18 protein-coding genes are annotated in these 19,443 nt (G+C 33.2%); 3 read left to right on the plus strand and 15 right to left on the minus strand.

Annotated features, from left to right (window positions below):
- Nucleotides 1-47 precede the first annotated feature (47 nt).
- From FN817_RS13860 to FN817_RS13895, 8 genes are all read right to left on the minus strand, one after another.
- A complete protein-coding gene (locus FN817_RS13860; protein WP_142718468.1) occupies nt 48-1,868 on the minus strand; it encodes a type VI secretion system baseplate subunit TssF in 1,821 nt (606 codons plus the stop codon).
- 5 nt (nt 1,869-1,873) lie between these two features.
- On the minus strand, nt 1,874-2,302 hold the full coding sequence (locus tag FN817_RS13865; protein ID WP_142718469.1) for a GPW/gp25 family protein: 429 nt from the start codon (nt 2,300-2,302) through the stop codon (nt 1,874-1,876).
- 115 nt (nt 2,303-2,417) lie between these two features.
- Nucleotides 2,418-2,957, minus strand: a complete 540-nt coding sequence (locus tag FN817_RS13870; protein WP_142718470.1) for a hypothetical protein — start codon at nt 2,955-2,957, stop codon at nt 2,418-2,420.
- A complete protein-coding gene (tssO, locus tag FN817_RS13875) occupies nt 2,957-3,469 on the minus strand; it encodes a type VI secretion system TssO (protein ID WP_142718471.1) in 513 nt (170 codons plus the stop codon). The genes FN817_RS13870 and tssO overlap by 1 nt, the downstream gene beginning before the upstream one ends.
- A 56-nt stretch (nt 3,470-3,525) precedes the next feature.
- A complete protein-coding gene (tssK, locus tag FN817_RS13880; protein WP_142718472.1) occupies nt 3,526-4,686 on the minus strand; it encodes a type VI secretion system baseplate subunit TssK in 1,161 nt (386 codons plus the stop codon).
- Between the two features lie 8 nt (nt 4,687-4,694).
- A complete protein-coding gene (locus FN817_RS13885; protein WP_228451560.1) occupies nt 4,695-5,636 on the minus strand; it encodes a TssN family type VI secretion system protein in 942 nt (313 codons plus the stop codon).
- A 20-nt stretch (nt 5,637-5,656) separates the two neighbouring features.
- Complete coding sequence (locus tag FN817_RS13890; RefSeq protein ID WP_142718474.1) at nt 5,657-6,592, minus strand: type VI secretion system baseplate subunit TssG; 936 nt, start codon at nt 6,590-6,592, stop codon at nt 5,657-5,659.
- Nucleotides 6,593-6,596: 4 nt separating this feature from the next.
- Nucleotides 6,597-7,250 carry an NlpC/P60 family protein gene (locus FN817_RS13895; RefSeq protein WP_142718475.1) on the minus strand — a complete coding sequence of 218 codons (654 nt, stop codon included), beginning with the start codon at nt 7,248-7,250 and terminating at the stop codon, nt 6,597-6,599.
- 266 nt (nt 7,251-7,516) lie between these two features.
- Here FN817_RS13895 and FN817_RS13900 point away from each other — a divergent pair, with 266 nt between their 5' ends.
- Nucleotides 7,517-8,572 (plus strand): PKD domain-containing protein, encoded by a 1,056-nt coding sequence (locus FN817_RS13900; RefSeq protein ID WP_142718476.1) that lies wholly within the window; start codon nt 7,517-7,519, stop codon nt 8,570-8,572.
- 89 nt (nt 8,573-8,661) lie between these two features.
- Here FN817_RS13900 and FN817_RS13905 read toward each other — a convergent pair whose 3' ends face one another.
- From FN817_RS13905 to FN817_RS13925, 5 genes are all read right to left on the minus strand, one after another.
- Nucleotides 8,662-9,474, minus strand: a complete 813-nt coding sequence (locus tag FN817_RS13905; RefSeq protein ID WP_142718477.1) for an RsiV family protein — start codon at nt 9,472-9,474, stop codon at nt 8,662-8,664.
- A 38-nt stretch (nt 9,475-9,512) separates the two neighbouring features.
- Nucleotides 9,513-10,433 (minus strand): oxygen-dependent coproporphyrinogen oxidase, encoded by a 921-nt coding sequence (hemF, locus tag FN817_RS13910; protein ID WP_142718478.1) that lies wholly within the window; start codon nt 10,431-10,433, stop codon nt 9,513-9,515.
- Between the two features lie 136 nt (nt 10,434-10,569).
- Nucleotides 10,570-11,112 (minus strand): CopD family protein, encoded by a 543-nt coding sequence (locus FN817_RS13915; RefSeq protein ID WP_142718479.1) that lies wholly within the window; start codon nt 11,110-11,112, stop codon nt 10,570-10,572.
- Nucleotides 11,113-11,128: 16 nt separating this feature from the next.
- Complete coding sequence (locus tag FN817_RS13920; protein WP_142718480.1) at nt 11,129-11,770, minus strand: porin family protein; 642 nt, start codon at nt 11,768-11,770, stop codon at nt 11,129-11,131.
- A 1,277-nt stretch (nt 11,771-13,047) separates the two neighbouring features.
- Entirely contained in the window at nt 13,048-13,473 is a 426-nt protein-coding gene (locus tag FN817_RS13925) for a hypothetical protein (RefSeq protein ID WP_142718481.1), read from the minus strand.
- Between the two features lie 1,230 nt (nt 13,474-14,703).
- Here FN817_RS13925 and FN817_RS13930 point away from each other — a divergent pair.
- Nucleotides 14,704-15,321 carry a response regulator gene (locus tag FN817_RS13930; protein ID WP_228451561.1) on the plus strand — a complete coding sequence of 206 codons (618 nt, stop codon included), beginning with the start codon at nt 14,704-14,706 and terminating at the stop codon, nt 15,319-15,321.
- A 365-nt stretch (nt 15,322-15,686) separates the two neighbouring features.
- A complete protein-coding gene (locus FN817_RS13935) occupies nt 15,687-16,919 on the plus strand; it encodes a helix-turn-helix transcriptional regulator (RefSeq protein WP_142718482.1) in 1,233 nt (410 codons plus the stop codon).
- A 271-nt stretch (nt 16,920-17,190) separates the two neighbouring features.
- Here the strand turns inward: FN817_RS13935 and FN817_RS13940 are convergent, their stop codons facing one another.
- Entirely contained in the window at nt 17,191-19,053 is a 1,863-nt protein-coding gene (locus FN817_RS13940; RefSeq protein ID WP_142718483.1) for a hypothetical protein, read from the minus strand.
- Nucleotides 19,053-19,415, minus strand: coding sequence for a hypothetical protein (locus FN817_RS13945; protein WP_142718484.1), 363 nt, complete (start codon nt 19,413-19,415; stop codon nt 19,053-19,055). The genes FN817_RS13940 and FN817_RS13945 overlap by 1 nt, the downstream gene beginning before the upstream one ends.
- Nucleotides 19,416-19,443: the final 28 nt, after the last annotated feature.

Here is a 19,443-nt window from a genome sequence, read left to right on the forward strand (position 1 = left end):
TTTTTAGAGCGGCCAACATTGCCTCCGGCTATGAACCAACTGTATACTTAATTTTCAAAAATCCTGTAAGGAAGCATATGAACAGAATTATTTTTAAGATGAAGCAGAAAGCTATCACATAAATATTTCCATTCATCTTCATGAATCTCTTTAATGTCAGGATTTTTAAAAAGATGAATATCTATTGTTCTGCTGAATCCTTCTTTTAAGGCTGCTTCTTTCCTGGTTCCTTTTTGTACTTTAACATCTATTATAGTATCTTTAAAATGCCTCATAGCAGATTCTTTAATATCTGCCGGAGTTACCACTCTCCCTCTGCTAAGCAGCGCTGCTCTGAATTCTAAAATTTTATCCTGGGGTGAAAGACTCTTTCTTCCACCAAGTGAGGTGGTGATCATTACAGAATTTCTTTCACACATCAGAGTTCCCGGCTGGTCTGCAACAAACAATGTTCCCGGCCTGATATGATTGGCCTCTTCCGCCTGTGTATTCCAATAAGAAATATTATATGAAGCTTCAGATTTTAGAGTATTGCCTGTGATAATAAGATATGGGTTATGTATATATGAAAAATTCTTTTCCTGAGCAAGCTGATGCAGTGCTGCCATATTCTGACTGATCTGCACTAGCATCTCCCGGGTGGAATCACCTCCTATTGCTGAAAAGGCAGCTGTTTCATCTTTTATAACCTCTAACAGATATTGCAGAAGCTCGGAGGCATTGCGACGGTCAAACCTAGATACCCCTCCTTTCCTCAAAATAGCCGAAACGTTATCTCCTCCTGTAGAATAGTTTTTTACATCAAATCTTCGCCCTGCATCATCAGAGACATAATCTAAAGCTAAAAAATGATCTTCGGATTGAATCGGCAGAATATCAAGTCTTCCTAAAGCTCTTCTATAGGTTTTAACATTATATATATTGACAACCGGAATACAATTAAGAATAATACTTATATTCTGCAATACATCCTCTTCAACGGCTTCAGGAAACTTAAATCTAAGCCAAATCAAATCTTCTTCTTCAGAAAGGCTGCTATCAGGGAAGTACCAAGTAAAAAGCTCCTCGCTCCGCCCATTTGTAGGTCTGATCTTTTCCTTTAAAGTAAAGTAACGGGAGTAATAATATGTATTCACCTCCTGATATATATGCTTAAGCTCCAAGTAATTCTCCACAAGGATATTTTCAAAATCAATTACCTGCTGGTCTACATTATAACCTGCGGTAAGCTCCAATTCCTGATCACCTGAATACACTTTAACCTGCTTGATATAATGGGAAAACAACTCTTTTTGATATGGATTATTAATATCAATGTAAAACATCAGATTTTTAAGAGATTCTTTATCCGGAGTACGAATACCTATCCATATTTCACCTGCCGGAATATGACTCTTACTTTTCTGCAATACAGTTCCGGAAAAAGAACTCGCAACTTCCTTAATAATTTTACCATGAGCAATATATTCAACTCTGGCTGTAGTCAGACAAGCTTCTATTGTCGGACAAAAATAAATATCCTTACCTGTTACCTCACTGCGGTGAGCCCCATTTGATATCTTTTTTTCCATTTTGAAATGATCATGTAACGATATCTTAGATCCATTCTCAACGGGAAACACCTGAAGCAGTGATCTTGAGGGGGTTACTCCGGAAATCTCTTCCGGAAACAGCACTTCAATAACACGTTCTATTATACGTGCCTTGGAATTTTCCAATTCAAATCCGAGTTTTTCAAGTTCCGAGGCTGTTGCTGATAACATAAGACCAACAATAGGATCAAAGGAAGAATCTGCTCGCAGTTCGTTATATCCCCAGAGTTTTGCCGCTCTGCGGAATATTCTGTCTTTTATTTTTTCTTGATTCATACTATTTAATATGAAAGAGGTCCTATAAAAAATGACTTTTGAAAAAAGAAAGGTCTGTCCGTTTCTTTAACCAACCCTTTTACCGATACCATAACCTTTTTTTTTGCTCTTTTTCTCTCTGCATTTCCTATATCTGCATTTTTTACGGCTACTTCTATATCTTCCAGCAAAAGCCTTTGCTCACGTTTAATAATGGATTCCGTTACAGCCTTTGTAATAAATTCTTTGATTGAATTATCACTTCTGGGAAGATCAAAGTCAACTTCAAAAATTTCGGTTCCGAAACTATCATCAAATTTGCATCTTCCTAAAGGTGTAGTGACAATAATAAAAAGATGCTGATTAATCGATTGCTCAATGGACACCTTTTCAGCATTTCTTTCATCTATAATGCTAGCAAAGTCGATGGGTATCTTATAATAAGTTCCTCTCATACATATATCTTTAAATCGTTTTTTACTACTCGTAAGTTTTTTTAAGAGCTAAAATATTCATTATGTAATGATAGCTTCATAATCATTTCCATTTATCATTATGATAATTTATAGCCTACATTGATTTCATCTTGTAAGCAGTCAGACAATGAATCTGATTGCTTATATCATAGTTTAGTGTACCATTGACCAAAAACTCGTAGTTTTTTTGGTAGGTATATATTTTGATAACAGTCATTTCATTTTCGCTGATTTTTCTTACTTCTTTTTTATCAAATTTTCTCACGAAGATGCCATCACAGTTTACTGAATAGTCATTTTTATAACTGACTGTTTCCCCGTTGGTATATTGTATCTCCAGGATCTGATCTTTTTTAATACATACATTTTTATCGATAATCCTGATATACATAAAAATACTATGGCTCCTTTTTCCAAACTGCATCACTGCATAAACAAGTTCCTCATTGTTCGCTCTCAGCCGCAGATCTGGTGTACTGATGAAATTTTTATTTTGCAGTTTTTCCTTATTCTGGGTTATTTTACAATCGAACTGAGCTGCTTTCGAGTTAGAGTCTGCTATTATTTGCGCGTGCAAAAAAATCTCTCCAAAAGCAATACATAATATGGTAAAACAGGTTTTGAAGCGGTTCATTACTGAGATTTATATAATTGTCGGCAAACATCCAGATCAGTTTTTACCTTATCATATTCCTGTCTTAGGATTTTATTGATTGCCTGTAAACTATCCGCAGCCTTCCCGGTCGAGGATAATCGTCTTATCTCTTTCTTACGATCGACCAAGTCTTTATAACCAATGATAATGTTATTGTACATCACCTCATTTTTAATACTATCTTTCGGTATCTTCTGATACATATCTGCAAGAACCGATAATGCTAAGTTTTCATTAAAGAAATCGTTCTTCCCCGGAGCTCCTATAGAATCTACAGCCGACTTCACTTTTTCCAATTGAAAAGAAAAATGATCCTGAATTTCCATTTCCTTTCTAAGTGTATTATTTTCAGCTTTTAACAATGAGTTCTCCTTAAATGGGAAGTAGGTATTAAAAAAGAGGCCTGTAACTAACGTAAATACAGCAGTTAAAAAGAAGAAAATAAAAAACAGAAATGCACGTAATCGTTCTTTTTTATTAAGGATTTCCATAATATAAGGTCATAAAATTATTAATCTGCTAAAAGAGTGACTTCGCTTGGAATGAATTAATCTGCTAAAAATGAGTGACTTCGCTTGGAATGAATAATTGCATCGCGGTCATTCTGATTTTCAGAAATAAAAATACTGCCATCTCTTTTTTTACCGATATAATCCAATTGGTTAAGAATGGAAAATATCTCTTCTGCTGTTTTAATAAACCGCTCTATTTTTAGAACAACCGAACCTATCTGATTATGATTATACTCAGCATTCAGTACTTCGGAAAAAATTGATTCAAAATCCCCCTGGCTTATGTTACACCATTCTGTAAGGTAATTCAATAATTCTTCTTTTCCACAACCCGTATAGGTTTCTAGGCAATTCTTAAGTATCCTTCCTAAAGTAATGACTGATGAAAGCATATAAACCGGAGGAGAATACGGAGCAGACCACCGGTAACGATTTATTTCCGATCCGAGGTAACAGACTACTTTCTCTGCTATATCATCCACCAGTAACGATAACAGATTATTTTGTTTTTTAGCACGGATTTTTTGTTTGATCTGAGATGCAAAGAGTTCAACCTGACAGTAAAAGCGGTCAATTTCAACGTAGAGTTTTTTTAACTTTGTATGGCTTGATACACTTACACAAGGGGGTATATAATCTTCATCTATAGTACATTCTCCTGCACTTATAATTATTCTTGCAACCATAAGGTACCCTGATCTAAATCCCAATGTGTTTCTCAATTCGCTTTCCGCAATAAGTTCCAAGGAATATTTTGGCTTTGTATAAGGATATCTCGGAGGATTTTCATCAGGATCAAGCTCTCCAAAAGGAACTCTGTTGAAATGGTTTACCGAAATACATACCATCAGGTTAATATCTTCTTCATCCTTGATCACATAGTTTGAATCAGGGGATAAAAGTGCGTATTCAGAAAATCCAGTATCATGGGTACTGATATCAATTCGGGATCCGTTCGGTGTAATAGCCTGACATTCTTCCAGAACAACTTTTAGCAATTTATGCTGATCTACGGACGTGCTGACTTTTACAGCGTCATTAACAGGTAGAAGACCATAATCCACTGGTGATGTATGAACTCCGATTGAATCGCGTACAGAGTCACTTATAAAATTTTGAATATCTGTAAAATGTCCTTTATTAATCTTCATGCCATCTATCCAATGCACAGGAAAATATTTTAACTTTTCTATCATTTTATTTGTTATTTTAATTCGTCATATTCCCTTTCTTTATATTCAAAGTCAGGTATATTATCATTATCATTCAAATTTTCTTCGACAATCATATGCTGCGCCCGTGCACAGATTACCACACTGTTTTCTTCAATACCATTCATATAAAGAGGCAGGTCCGCGTCCACATATTTGGTAGATTCATACCATTTGGGCCGTAAAAAAAACACCCAATCATAAAAACCATTTTCTCCTTCTACTTTTATCTCGCTTTCCGAGTTCTTTTCATTATAGTCTAATATAAAACTGTAAAAAAGCCGGCCGAAGTCAATCCTAGTAGGGCCTTTGGCTTTATAGGCACTGTAATTTTTTGCATTCCGGTCCTTATCAATAAGTAAGGTAAAAACCACTAGGTCTTTCATTTCTTCATCTGTAACTCCTGGAAGGTTCTTATAATTTTCAGGAAAATGCCAGGTCCTATAAATCTGAGGAGGAATAGCCATTGCCCTGTTAAAAGTTTCGTTCAATACTGTGGGAAGAAAAAATAAAACATACTGTCCCGACATGAGAAAAACAAACTGAATTCCATTGAAGAAAGTATAGATTAAAGCAAAAGGAATAATACTGTAACCAATCATTAACAGTACAAAAAAGTATTCCAGTCCCTTTACCTCATCCCCGAATTTTCTAAAAAAAGTTCTGTATATATAACAATGTAAGCTTCCCACAGCTAACGAACTTAACTGATAAAAAATAAACTCAAGCTGTATATGATCCGCGAAAAGTTGATTATATCCAACAAAACCAATCAATGAGCTGACAATCATTACCCCCAAAAGATATGAATTGAATTTGGAGCCGTATATGCTTTTAAAATCCGGTATTCTGCGTCTGAAAATTGCAGTAAGGATAATACAAACAGAAAGCAGAACAAGAATGAAAACCAAAATTTCGGGTTCCAGCAAATTCATAAAATACTTCTTCAGTTGCATTATATCCTTGTATTATATCCTAAAACAGTATCTTTTGTCACATTCAAATCGAAATCTTCTTCTTGCTTTGAAAGCAGAATTGTAATCTCTATTTCCGTTTCAGCCGAAAAGAAATAGGAACAAAGCAAATCCAAAAACCACTTTCTTTTTCCCTCATTCAGGTAATCTGAAAAAAGCCCGTTTTTTAGAGGTCCTATTGACAGATTGATATGATCCGTATAGTGATCGTAATTATTACCTGACACCATGTCTAGCCCTAGCTTACAACTACCCAGACAGCTATTCTGCATATCATCATAGTATTTTTTCCAGCTTTTTCGGCTTATCCTTACCTCTTCTTCCATAAGTAAAGAAAACACCCGACAGGTTACAGCAGTATTGCCTACAATTTTATAAGCAAATGGTAAGATTCTGATTAACCGGGAAGCCATCTCGGGGGGTACATCTTTTCTGATACCCCACAGTTCATAAAATAATTCAGGAGAATTTGAACTATGCAGTTGGCAAAAAAGGTCCTGTTCAAAATTTTCAATACGGATTCCATAACTGAAAATTTCATTTTCAAATGGTTGGAAAAAAAGCCTTGAATTCTTTTGATCCTGTTTTTTAATCCTGTATTCCTGTATCATGATATCCACATTATTTTCTGCGGTATGATTACTGATATCATGCACTATATTTTCAGGCAGCATATCATATATGCTGTCACGGGACAAAACGAGCTTTAAAAAGGCTTCACTTCCAAAGCTATAATTGCCCGACTCCGCATCCAGAACATCATAACGATATGCCCTTGAAAACTGTCCATCCTTTTCTACAATGAAATTGTCGGATTGTAAATCATTATTTTCCAATAAATTATTAATAATCACCTCTGCTCTGATATCATAAGGTAAAGAGTTGATCTGCTTGGCAATATTTTCAAAATGTTTCATTCTTTCAGCTTTTAGGTTTTAATCTTCCTGCAGCTATATATCTCAGCTGAAAATACTTGTCATTAAAATCATAGATATTTAATCCACCGGCTGTACAGGCAACTATTCTGTTATTTTGCAGATATATACCTTCATCAGAAATAGGATGTAATTTATCATATCGGAAAAATAAAATATCCCCCTCCTGCAGAAAACTCCTGCCGGTAAATAATTCAATATCTTTTGAACGAAAAACTTTTTCAGGGATTGGAGAAAGTGTTTCCTGATATACTTCGTTAAAAAGTAAAGAAGTAAACTGAGCACAATTTACCCCGTTTTTCTGATCAAACGTTTGCTTGTTGGCGGACCTTCCCATCCACTGATCAATAAAAGAATATAGTTTATAATTGGTAACTTTTTTAGGCATTACCCCCATTATAATAGAATACCTTTCCATGATATCCATTTCTTCATCATTTAGTTTTTCACTGTGCTCATTCTCCGTATTAAAAGCAGAATCAGCACGACTCTTGACCCAATTTAATTCTTCAGTATATTGCTCCGAAGAATGCAGATACGGAAGTTCTTCGATATACCTTCTGCTGCTACAGGAAATAAGTCCCAATAGCGAAAGAAGAGTTATTACTGCAACCCAATGTTGGTCTAAATACAATTTCATCTTTTTTATATAGGGTATTAAAAACAAGTACAGACTATCTGATACTGTATAATGATGCAAGACAGGAAATCATCAAAATCAAAAATTTATTGTATAATTTTTTTGTACTAAAGATGCACAAATGTATAGGATGAATTTTCTCATTTTCATGATTCAAATCATGAAATGGCATAGAATAAAATCGATAAAATTACAACATAAAATATTGATATAAAACAAGTTGCAATAACTAACCATTTTATATCATTGTAATAAACACAAAAACAATGAAATCTTATTTTTCTTCCAGTCTGGATCCTAAAGTTTTTTGGACCATCATATTACTTTTATCTTTAGGTACTATTTTATTAATTTATCAGTACAGCCGGCATATAGATTGTGAAAATGCCAGATTCATAGTGTATGCAAAGGAGTTTACCACCCATAAAGTAGTGGAATTTCATGATAGTACACCAGGGGCAAAAAGCTGGGAATGGGATTTTGGTGACAGTACACAAGTGGACAAAAGACAACGTACGCTTCACTCATATCAAAAGCCAGGCGATTATATTATTACTTTGACCATTAATAAAAATTGTGTTCATCAAAAGCTGGTAACCATACACAACACTGATGAGCATAGTGAGAATCTACCTTTGATTATCGCTCCGAATGTTGTTACGGCAGGGAAAACAGTTACTTTTAACGCTATAAAAAAAGATGGTGTTTCGTGGGAATGGAATTTTGGAGAATCGAATCAGATTGATGCCGTAGACCAGATAACTTCCTATCAATTTAATTCAGAAGGCCCCAAGAAAATCACCCTTGTCGTTAACGGTGATGTGCAGCACTCTGCAACAAAAACTATTTATGTTGCGCCTATGCTTAAACAGGAAAAGCCTAAAATTGATATCAGTTCCTATGAATTTGAAAAGCCTCATTCTTCTTTTTCATTACCGGTTGGAAATCCGGAGAAAGATCCGTTGGTAGACGCATTAAAATATATTCCTGTCTCTCCAAAATCCACCGCTAAAAAAGATACAGTAACCAACCGAATTAATGTGCCTGAAATTTCTAACGAGAAGTTCAGAATATTACTGCAGCAAGTAGCTGCGGAGTCAAAAACCAAAGAAGATTTCGCCCCTTATATGTGCAGTAAATATGACATCCCTGTCGTTGTTAACAAGAAAAAAATAATTTCATTCGAACAGTTCTGCCAGCTTATTAATGGAAAAAAAATAAAAATTACACTCTTGAGAATAGAAAAAAATCAGCAAAATTGTATAGAGCATGTTACTATTGAGTATAAAACTAAGAAATTTATGATGTGGATGAAAGAGTAAAAAAATAAAAGACTTGAAATTTAAAAATATAAAAAAAAAGAAACCGGACGATAAACAGCCGGTATAATTATAATTGAATTCTATTTGTATCAGTTACTTTTAGGAATATTCATTCTTTGTTTAAACTCAGAGTTTAAGGTTCCCTCTAATTGTTCCCAGGAAATGGGAATCACAAAATCAACAGAGGAAGAAGAAAGGATTTCATAAGGATTGTAATGAAAATACAAGCCTTTGGTATCAAAGTAAAAGTTATTCGTATTCGGAATTTCACGTAATCCATTCATCTTGAATATTTTTTCATCAAATTCATTAATTCTTACATCACCCGCCATATTAAAAAAGACTTTGTACATATTTTTCTTCAAAAGTGCCAAAAGCTGATTTGTGGATATATTGGTGATATCACCGAGAGCCATTTCTTTATTATTCTTAAGATCAAACATTTTATCCTTATAGATACATTGTTTAATTTTATCACCTTCATTATGGATGTCAGTATATTGAATATGCATATACTGGTATTGCAAAAATTTCATCTGCATTTGATTCTTGTATACCCACAAGCCATTAAGCCTTTTTAACTTATAAAGCTTGTTTAACTCATCATAATGCTTTAACATATCTTTTTCTACAGAAATTTTCAGTTCCGATTTCGAAAAATGATATGAGTCTTCAGACCTGAAATAAATACTGTTGAGTAAATCAGGATTCTGTATGAATGGCAAGTAAAGCTCATTTGAAGAATAGATCAGAGAAAGAGAATCAGTAATTTTTATTGTATCTGTAATATTTATAGAATCAATAGCGTATATTTCCTTCTGGGCTAAAGGATGAGATTCAGCTTTTTTACAGGCTGTCATGGAAAAAAAAACAATACTTGAAATAACAATCAAATTTTTCATAATAATATATTTGTGTTAAAATTTTGCTGAGTTATTCATTAAGATCCGGTATCAATCCAATCTCTGGGTTTAAGCCATTCTTCCATCTGAGCTTCAGGACTTCCAGGAACTGGATGAAAATCATATTTCCATTCTGCAAAGGGAGGAAGACTGATCAGAACTGATTCCGTGCGTCCATTGGTCTGAATCCCGAATAATGTTCCCCGATCATGGATAAGATTAAATTCTACATAACGTCCACGCCGATACGCTTGCCAACTCCGGTGTGCCTGAGTATAGGGAACATCCTTGTTCCTTATGACCAGGGGGATATAAGCATTTAAAAAAGCATTACCATTAGATTGGGAGAAAGCAAGAATATCTTCAATATTTTTTTCAGAATCTGGACGCATATACTCGTAAAATATTCCTCCGATACCCCTTGGTTCATTATTACGATGTTTATTGACAAAATATTCATCACATTTTCTTTTAAACAAAGAATAGAGCTCTATACCGAAAGGATCACAAGCCTTCTTAAATGTGCGATGGAAATGACTACCATCACACTCTTCAAGATAGTAAGGGGTTAAATCAGCACCTCCCCCAAACCAACGGTCTTTTAAAGCTCCTTTTTTATCATAAAGTTCAAAATATCGGAAATTAGCATGTACGGTAGGAACAAATGGGTTAACCGGATGAATTATAACAGAAATCCCACAGGCCATAAAATGGCTACCTGGTATATCTTTCTTATCAAGCAGCATGGCAGGAATCTTACCATGAACAATTGAAGTGCTTACACCTCCCTTCTCAAATACATTACCTCCTTCTATAACATGTGTACGCCCACCTCCGCCTTCAGGATGCTGCCATACATCCTGCCTGAAAACCGCTTTTCCATCTATCGTTTCCAGAACATCACATATTTGTACCTGGAGTAACTCTATAAAGTTTATGAATTCGTTTTTAATATTCATCTTCAAAATAAATTAATACCACATTCTACCTTTTTTAAACTTATAATCTAATATAGAAAGACAAGAATCAGAATAGGTATCTTCATAGTATCCGGTTCTATAAATCATTGGTAATATGTACCAAATAAAATAGATATTACTTTTCATTTTTTAGCAATTTTACAACTGCAGCCAATAAAAACATCAGAATAATAATTACTGTAATGATAAGCCCATAATGAAGCATTATCGTATACTTTAAAACCACACTGCATCCCAGTAATAACAATAGTAAAATACCCACTTCATTGATCTGCTGTAATTTTATATAGGGTATTTTAAAATCATAGCCTTGTAATGCTTTTAAATAGCGGATTTTATCTAAAAACCAATAATGATAAATGCTCAGCATAGTGAGGAATATCAGTTTTAAATCAAACCACTGCATCTTAATAAGTTGTTTGTTCAAAAAAAACATAATCAGCCCCGTTGTAAGCATCATTAATCCACTAGGAACAACAATTAAATTCCATATCCTTTCAATGGTAAAGAGGTATTGCCTTCTTAAAATTTTCTTTTTCACCCTGAGAAATTTATCAGTATGTTTATAGCATAGAAACAGTTGTCCCACATAAAATATCCCAAAAAAATAACATACTATAGAAAGAATGTGTGCCAAAGTGATTATAATAGTAAACATAACGGATATATAACAATTAAAGGGTTACTCGATGTTTTATAACATACCCAATCATTAACTGGACACTTCTGTTGTAAAGATACTTTGTATTAACAACATTATGTAATCCTATTTGATACTCTCCCTTGATATAAATTCCTAAAGGAGACTGATAACCCAAGCCAACACTGAGTCCGTAATCAAAACGTTGAACCTGATTAACATTTTGACCAAATGCAATATCTTTTCTGTATTTTTCAATTTTCTTATCTGTACCAGTTACCGTCTTAAGGGTATGACCTCCAGCTGCGAGAGCTACATACATACCTGTCGATACGAACAGTCCTCCTGCCTTTTCACCATCAAAGTAATAAACAATATTAGCTGGTAATTCAAAATAATTGATTACCCGTCTGGTATTAATGGTTGAATTTTCTGTTGATATGGTCTTTTGGGCTCCTTTAGGTGAATAAAATAAACCTGATTGAAACCATAATTTCTTATTAAGTTGTATACGGGTCGAAATACCTGCATTAAATCCCGAAGCATTTGAAATACCGCTTGTTTCATTAGTATGTACATTGGATAATCCAAAACCTGCTTCCACTGCAAAATTGACTTTTTGAGCGGTCATTGCTACTGAGAGCATCAAAAATATAATAACGGATTGTTTTTTCATATAATAAAAATTAATTGATTTATTTTCGGATGTCCATAAACATTATGCCTTCTGCGAGATAGGCCTTAAGCTGAACATTAACTTCTTTCCTGTAGATCCCGTCGGAATGTACATTACTATAAATATACCTGCTGTTTCAGCCTATGACAAGAAAACATAATTATGCCTATAACTACTAATTGTAAATGTTTCATATCTATTTATTATAAAATGGTTCTTTAATAATATTATTCCATGAATTGCTAAATTCCAGTTGTAGTTATCATTCTCCTCCTGTAGCCACAATCTTACAGATAAATTGTATTAAATCTGTTCAACAGATGGCCCACGGTTTTGATTATTAAGTTTTTATGAAAAAGTTTAATGCAGAAAATTGCATAAGCTTACCTAAAGAACTAGACTTTATATTCCTGATTCTTTCTTACTGATAAACCTGGGAATTCCACATCACATAAACGGATCATCTGCAATTGCAATCCTGAGAATCTAAGGTTAAAATACAGGCTTCTGTTAAGCAATCCTTATCTCTAATTGTTTAGCAAAAAATTGACGTGAAAAATGTTCATTCCAAAATTAGAAACAAAATCTCCGCCATTAGGCATAAACAAAATATAGTATTAGATGGAATTTTACGTAGTGATTATATGATAACTACATCAAGTAAGTAGCCCAAAGTGAATTATTAATAAATTTTTGTGGGAATAATGGAATTTTATGATATAGTTATACGCAATATAAAAACTGACTCATAAATCACAGATACCATCTTTTGAGTATGAGTTAAATGTACTTTAATCAGAATAAACACTATTAAAAGTTCAGATGCATATCTGAAAAGAAAAATAAAACGTTTGTGTACTATTATTTTACATATAGAAATTTACGGCTAAGTATTTGATTAAAAATCAAAAAAAAGGAACTCAGATGTTTATATATAAACTGTAATCTGGATTCCTTCATCAAATGAATTATGAAAATAAAGTTTTTAGTAATTGAAAAAATACAGGGCTTTAGGTTTAAAACCCTGTGAGGGAACTTCATCATTTTTCTCATCACTTTGCTAAAAATGAATTAAAAATCTGTTATACAAACATAAGAACAAAATAATAATTATACGGACCACAACACGTAGCATTATCACGAATCATATATAGTTTTTTAATTACACAAGTATCATACTATGGTAAATCACTGTTAAGCTAAAAAAACCATTTCCCGTTTTTACAGGAAATGGTAAAACATAAAATAATATAGTTGAAAGTGATTGATCTAAAATTCTACAAATGATTATTAAGGTTCTGCTGTACCTTCCGTAAAAATTGATAAGCTTCTACAGAGGTCTTTGTTTCCAACGAAAAAGAAAGAACATTTTCTTTAAAATTTCTGTAATAAATACTTTCCTTCCAATGTATAAAATGACGCTTATTCATTTTTTTTCTTAACACTATTTGAACGCGGTCTTTCTCAACCGCTATTAATCCAAAAGTTGAAAGATTATTGACAATCTCTGGTAGAAGTGTATTTGGGAAATTAATACTGACAACATGTTTTCTGAGGTATTTCATATGCCTTACTTCAGGAATATACTCACCTGTCTGCCATAAATAGTATGCACTTTGTTCATACGCAATCCATGAGGCCCTATGTTTGTAAAACACTATAGTCTTCCCATCTTCTTTTGATATAATGTTTTTAATAGTCATAATTTTATCATTGTAAATTTTAAACAATAAACCATTACGAAATTAAATCCAATGTTCAGCAGTCGTTTTGCCTCTCAGATTAATTTATACGAAGGTTATTAGTTATTCTTTTTCATGATCTAAATTTACATTTTTTAAAAACTTTTACAACAGGAAATACTATAGTTTTATCACTATACAAACACAAAATTATAACTACAACCGAATGAATTTCACCTTCGATATTCGCCTTTAATTATTAAAAAAATACAGCATATTCATCGAAGGTGTAGATGTAGATCTATATAAAATGAAACATAATACTATATTAAATGAAATACAAAACTACAACGGAAGATAATTCTATGACCTAAATTTGTTTTAAATAAAGACAAGATGAGAAAATATCTACTATTCACCCTAAAATGTACGGTGCTAATTAACGCTATCCTTCACCGCAATTACAAATTGTCAAACAAACCAATCCATTTATTCGTAAAATCTATTCATTTTGTTAAAAATTTTAGTTAAAAATTTTATAACAAATAAAATACTCACATACGTAAGAATTATATTATCTACAAAAAAAACACTAAAATATTATATTTTAATATAATATTAAGAAAATTAAATACAAAATATTTATTTTTTTAAATTATTCATAAATTAGAAATCAAAAAAAATAAATTCAAAATAATACGAATTTTATTTACATGTGCTAATAATCACTCTCTATAGATATAAATGAAAACCAAATATGTTAAGTATGGAATATAGACTTATATTTTTTTATTATTTAATTTTTTTAATCCAACCCTCAGCCTGCCCTTGAGTAGCAAAATTATATAACAGATAACAGACTTTTACAATACAATGTCAAAGATACCTGTATTACGTTCAATCCTATATATATAAACTAATAATCACTGTTGGGGAGCAATTGTACATAATATCATTAAAAATACTGTAAAAAACCATTGAGGGTAATATCGTAATTGATATGGATTATGATAATCCATTTGTTTATATAATCAGCAGTGATAGAAACGGAATATCATCCAAACAACCTCCACTGAATTTGGGTTGAGGATGCTCAGCTACAGAAAAAGGATTCGATTAAGGACTGAAGCTTATCCTTCTATTCAACAAAATTAAGACTTAAATAACTTTAACCATAATATACCCAAAAGGACAAAAAGTAGAAATTAAAAACCTAAAATTAAAATGTTGACAATTATGAAAAAAAACATCATGATAGCGGACGATCATTACGTTGTAAGAATGGGTACTGCTATAATTCTTGAAGGCGCTCATCCCGATTTTTGTATTGATCATGCAGAAAGTTTTCATGAAGTTCTTGAGAAATTAAATGAAAAGAACTATGACATGCTGATTCTTGACCTCGAAATGCCGGGCAGCACTTTTGAACATATGATAAAGGATATAAGAAAACTACAAAATGACATTAGTATTCTTATTTTCACAAGTCATAAAGAAAGCCAAGCGATATCCTATCTATCAGCAGGCGCTAACGGCTACCTTAACAAATCCTGTGAAGACACCAAGATTATTGAAGCGGTAAACTCTATTTTTACTTCAGGATATTATTATCCGCAAGCATTACTGCATGAAGTTATCAATAACGACTTTAACCCTTCCAACAAAATGACAAGACCTTTGGATATGCTATCAGAAAGAGAAGCCGAAATTTACCATCGGCTGGTGGAGGGAAACGGTATTCTGGAAATATCTAACATTCTGAACATACATATGTCTACGGTTAGTACCCACAAGCTTAGAATATTTAAAAAACTCAACGTCCATTCCATCGCAGAGTTGGTGCATCTTCACAATAAGTATTACAGCTGATATAATACAGAATAAGGCCGGTTATTATTAACCGGCTTTTTTTGAACTTATTTTCGAAAAACTTCTATTGAAATTTAATTTTAAAACGACAACGAAGTAGCAATAATATTACTCCAGATCTGCCAGATAATAAAAAACATCTTTTTAATTTTGTCTGATCAGCCCAAGCATATCTGCTCTTAAACAATTGGTATGAAACTCTTCAGATAAAAACATACAACCATCACAAATTCTATACCCATGGTAATTCCTGAGAAAGCAGAGTTCAAGCAATTGATTCCGAAACTCAGTATCTCAAACAATACCTTTTCTAAATAAACTAGAATAAAAAATTTACTCTTTCCTTAAAGGATTTAGCACTATCAATGATGAAAACATTTCTTTTATTTATCTTATTATGTACCTCTTTCTTCGCCCCTGCTCAAAGTGATTCCAATCAGAATATGCAGTCCGTGTTGTGCTATCTGAAGTATAATAATTTTGATAAAGCAGAACGTATAATAGATGAAAACTTTATTCATTCCTTTGATGACTCCAAAAAAGTTGTTGGTTATATCGGATTATCCTTACATTATAATGCGTTACTTCAATCACAAAAAAGAGCTGACTTACTAAAAAGAGCAAATGATATTTCCGAAAAAACAAACAGACCGGTAGACCTGGCGTATGTACAATATGGATATGCAAAATATTATCTCAGCCGCAAAGAATTTGATCTGTTTTTAAAAAGCTATTATAGAGGATTTACAATTCTCAAAGGTTTAAAAAATGAAAATTTTCTGATCAGTATGTTTTACAATCTTAAGACCAGATATTTGATCATTACCAATAGTGATGAAGATAACAATTTAAAGGAAATCAAAGAGAATTCCATAAAAGCTGTTGAGTATGCTGTCGAATCAAAAAGTCCGCTTTTGATTGATTTAGAAAATGACAACAAATCATTGGAAATTTTTTATCATATAGACCAGAAAAATCAGCTTATTAAAGAACTGAAAGCAAAAAATAAGAAATATATAAAACAAAAATTTGTCTTTCTGATAATGACTTTATCAGCAGGAATAGGAAGTATTATTTTGATGTTTATCTTGCAGTACAAGCAAAAGATAAACAGACATCAAACCCATCTCCTCACTACAGAAAAGAATGACCTTAAAGCACAGCAGCAGATACTAACCCTGCAACGCCAAAAGCTTCAAAAACAAGCTATTGCAACATCACTTCATCTTAATTCCAAAAATGTGGTACTCAACGAGCTAAAGAACAGCATAGAGAATAATGAAATCAATCTTAAAAAAATATTAAAAGAAGACCAACTGGTCGATCATGATTTCAATGAGCTTAAACATATGACAGAGGAAGTTCATCCTAACTTTTTTAATCGAATTCAAAAAATTTCTAAAAACAAACTTACCCATCTGGATCTGAAATACGCAGCCTATATTTATCTTAATCTGAATAATTTTCAGATATCGAATATTTTAAAAGTAGATCCTAAAACCGTAAGGGTAACCAAATATAGATTAAAGCAAAAGATTGGTCTGAATAAAAATGATGATTTATGTGATTTCATTAAAAACCTAGGAGAAATAGCGTAGACCGCAATCATATTTTATATTCAATAACATACAAGAAATTATTAATTCCAATAGCTTTCAATTAGGCTTCATAAAATGAGTTTGATTCAGGAATAGTACATAAATCCAGTTATGTAGCGGATTAAGGAATAATGAAATGTAATATCCCTAAAAAATAAAAGAGTATAGCCATTAAATTGAAATGAAAAACATTATTATAGTAAAGGGAGTAATAATTTTATTACTCCCTTTGTCATTAAAATATTTATTATAGCAGGTATCAATTAGATATTTACGGCCAATACCCTGTAAGAGGGTTTCCACCAGCCCCCCCTGGTGTCATTGGTAGTTCACCCGGATTGTAATTGGATACTGAAACAGAGGTATCATAAATTCCATATAATACTACAGCCATATTAGTTCCTTTAAGGGCATGATCCCTTGAGTTAAAAATTAGACGGTACTTAAATTTCTTATTGCCTAACCCATTAAACCATTTACTACCTGATGTGTTGTATAAAGTAAATGTGGCTCCTGTTTCACTTAACTCAGGAAGAAGAACATTCGGACCGGCATGAGCTCCGATTTCTCCCGTTGTGATAGGTTTACTCGTATTGGCCTGCAAATAACAGTCTATAGAACCTAATGCTTCATTAGAATTGATAGAGCCATTCCATTTCTTTTCCTGCAGCGGATCATCACTCGATTTTATATACACCGAAGTTGACATTGTAGATCCTGTAAGATTTTTCACCCATACTTTATAATACCCCGGAACACCTAGCTGGAAATTTGAATTATCCTGCATCTCCAGTCTTATCATACCGTTATCCGCACCATATTGACGTGAATTAGCTTCTCCGTTATACATGGTTTGCCAAACTTTAGGTTTTACATCAATACTAAATGAGCAACCTACATGTGAGCCACCGTTAATAGTATTGTTAATGCTGTAAGTAGAAGATTGATTATTACTTCCATTCGCTCCCATAGAAACCTCCTCAGCAGTCATAGGGAACTTACCCGTTTTAGCGATTGCAGCTTTCAGAATAACCGTCTGAGCTCCTGTAGTCACAGTGAGTTCTCCACTATCAAACAGTATCCCGTTTTTATCCGTTGATAACAATCTGAGTTTACCTGGTTGTGAAACGTTTACTGTTACATAAACTTTATTAGAGCTTGTGAGTTCAGTTGCCACTGTATATGTGCCTGTAACAGAAACGCTGGAGCATGTAAAAATGGCAGCATTGACAGCCGGATGAGAAATATCAATATTACATAATGATCCATCAGAATTGGTCATTGATAAACTTGTATTGGCTGTGCTAGGTGTCCCACTATAAGCAATATCAATAGAAGTTATTGCTGATGTTGCCCCGGAAATACCTGCAAACGTATAGGAAACTCCATTAATGGTTTGATTAATAGCTGGAATATCTTTTGTTCCTGTTATAATTACCGGAACTTTTACAATACCTGTTCCCGATACCCCTTGGATCATAGTCGGAGTAACCGTTGCCATGGTACAATTATAATTATAAGCAGCGACACTCCCTGAAGAGTTTTTAGTATAGGTACATACTGATATACCATTGCTTTTGACTGTAAAGTTTATTGTTGATGAAGAAGGAGATCCATTAGCATTAGCGATGGTTACATTTTGCACCCCGGTAGTTGTAAATGTACCAACTGCTGAATATGAAATTCCATTATCCGAAATAATATTGATAGCATAAGGCCCAATATGCGTGACATCAACGCTTACCGTTATGGTATTTCCGGAAACAGAACTACCTGTTGCATAAGTATTAGTATCAGCAGCTGGAAACTGACTGCAATTCATGGTAAAATCAGCAAATGTTGAGGGATCACATGAAGTCTGGCATAATGACACCCATTTTTTCTGTGTAATATTCCAATAGTTATAACATCCTGTATCGGTATTATAAATCAATAGCCCATCCCGGTTGGCGTCAATAGTTCCTGGTAATATAGCATCTCGCTGGACCTGTGACATCCTTGGTAACAGAACCCCTTTTGTATTGGAAACAACATCAAGCATGGATTTGGCATTAGGACTCGTTGTACCGATTCCGACTTGCGCAAAGGCAATACAACTTAGCTGCAATAGAATAAAATAAAATATTTTTTTCATTATTTTTTCTTTTTAGAATTTTTACTTTGTTGAAGAAGCTTCAGATGTGGTTTAGGAACTGAAGAGTCCACATTTCCACACATCTGTTTCCATGTACCGGACAAAGCTTGGTAGTAATCAAAACACTTTTCATCCGTGTTATAAATAAGGAGACCATCCTCTTGTACAGAAACAGCTATTGCATCTCTTTCCAAAGTGGTTAATCGTGGAAATAATGCACCTGCATCTTTAGAATCGACATCTACTATTGCTTTTATGTCCGGGCGGAATGAAGAACCCTTACTTATTCCCACACTTCCATTTTGCTGGGAATAAACAAAACCGGAAACAAAGCAAATAATAGCAAGCAAATTTTTTTTCATTTGTAATCTATTATTGGTTAATAAAAAA

The organism is Chryseobacterium rhizoplanae (assembly GCF_900182655.1).
In the GTDB taxonomy this organism is placed as follows: Bacteria; Bacteroidota; Bacteroidia; order Flavobacteriales; family Weeksellaceae; genus Chryseobacterium; species Chryseobacterium rhizoplanae.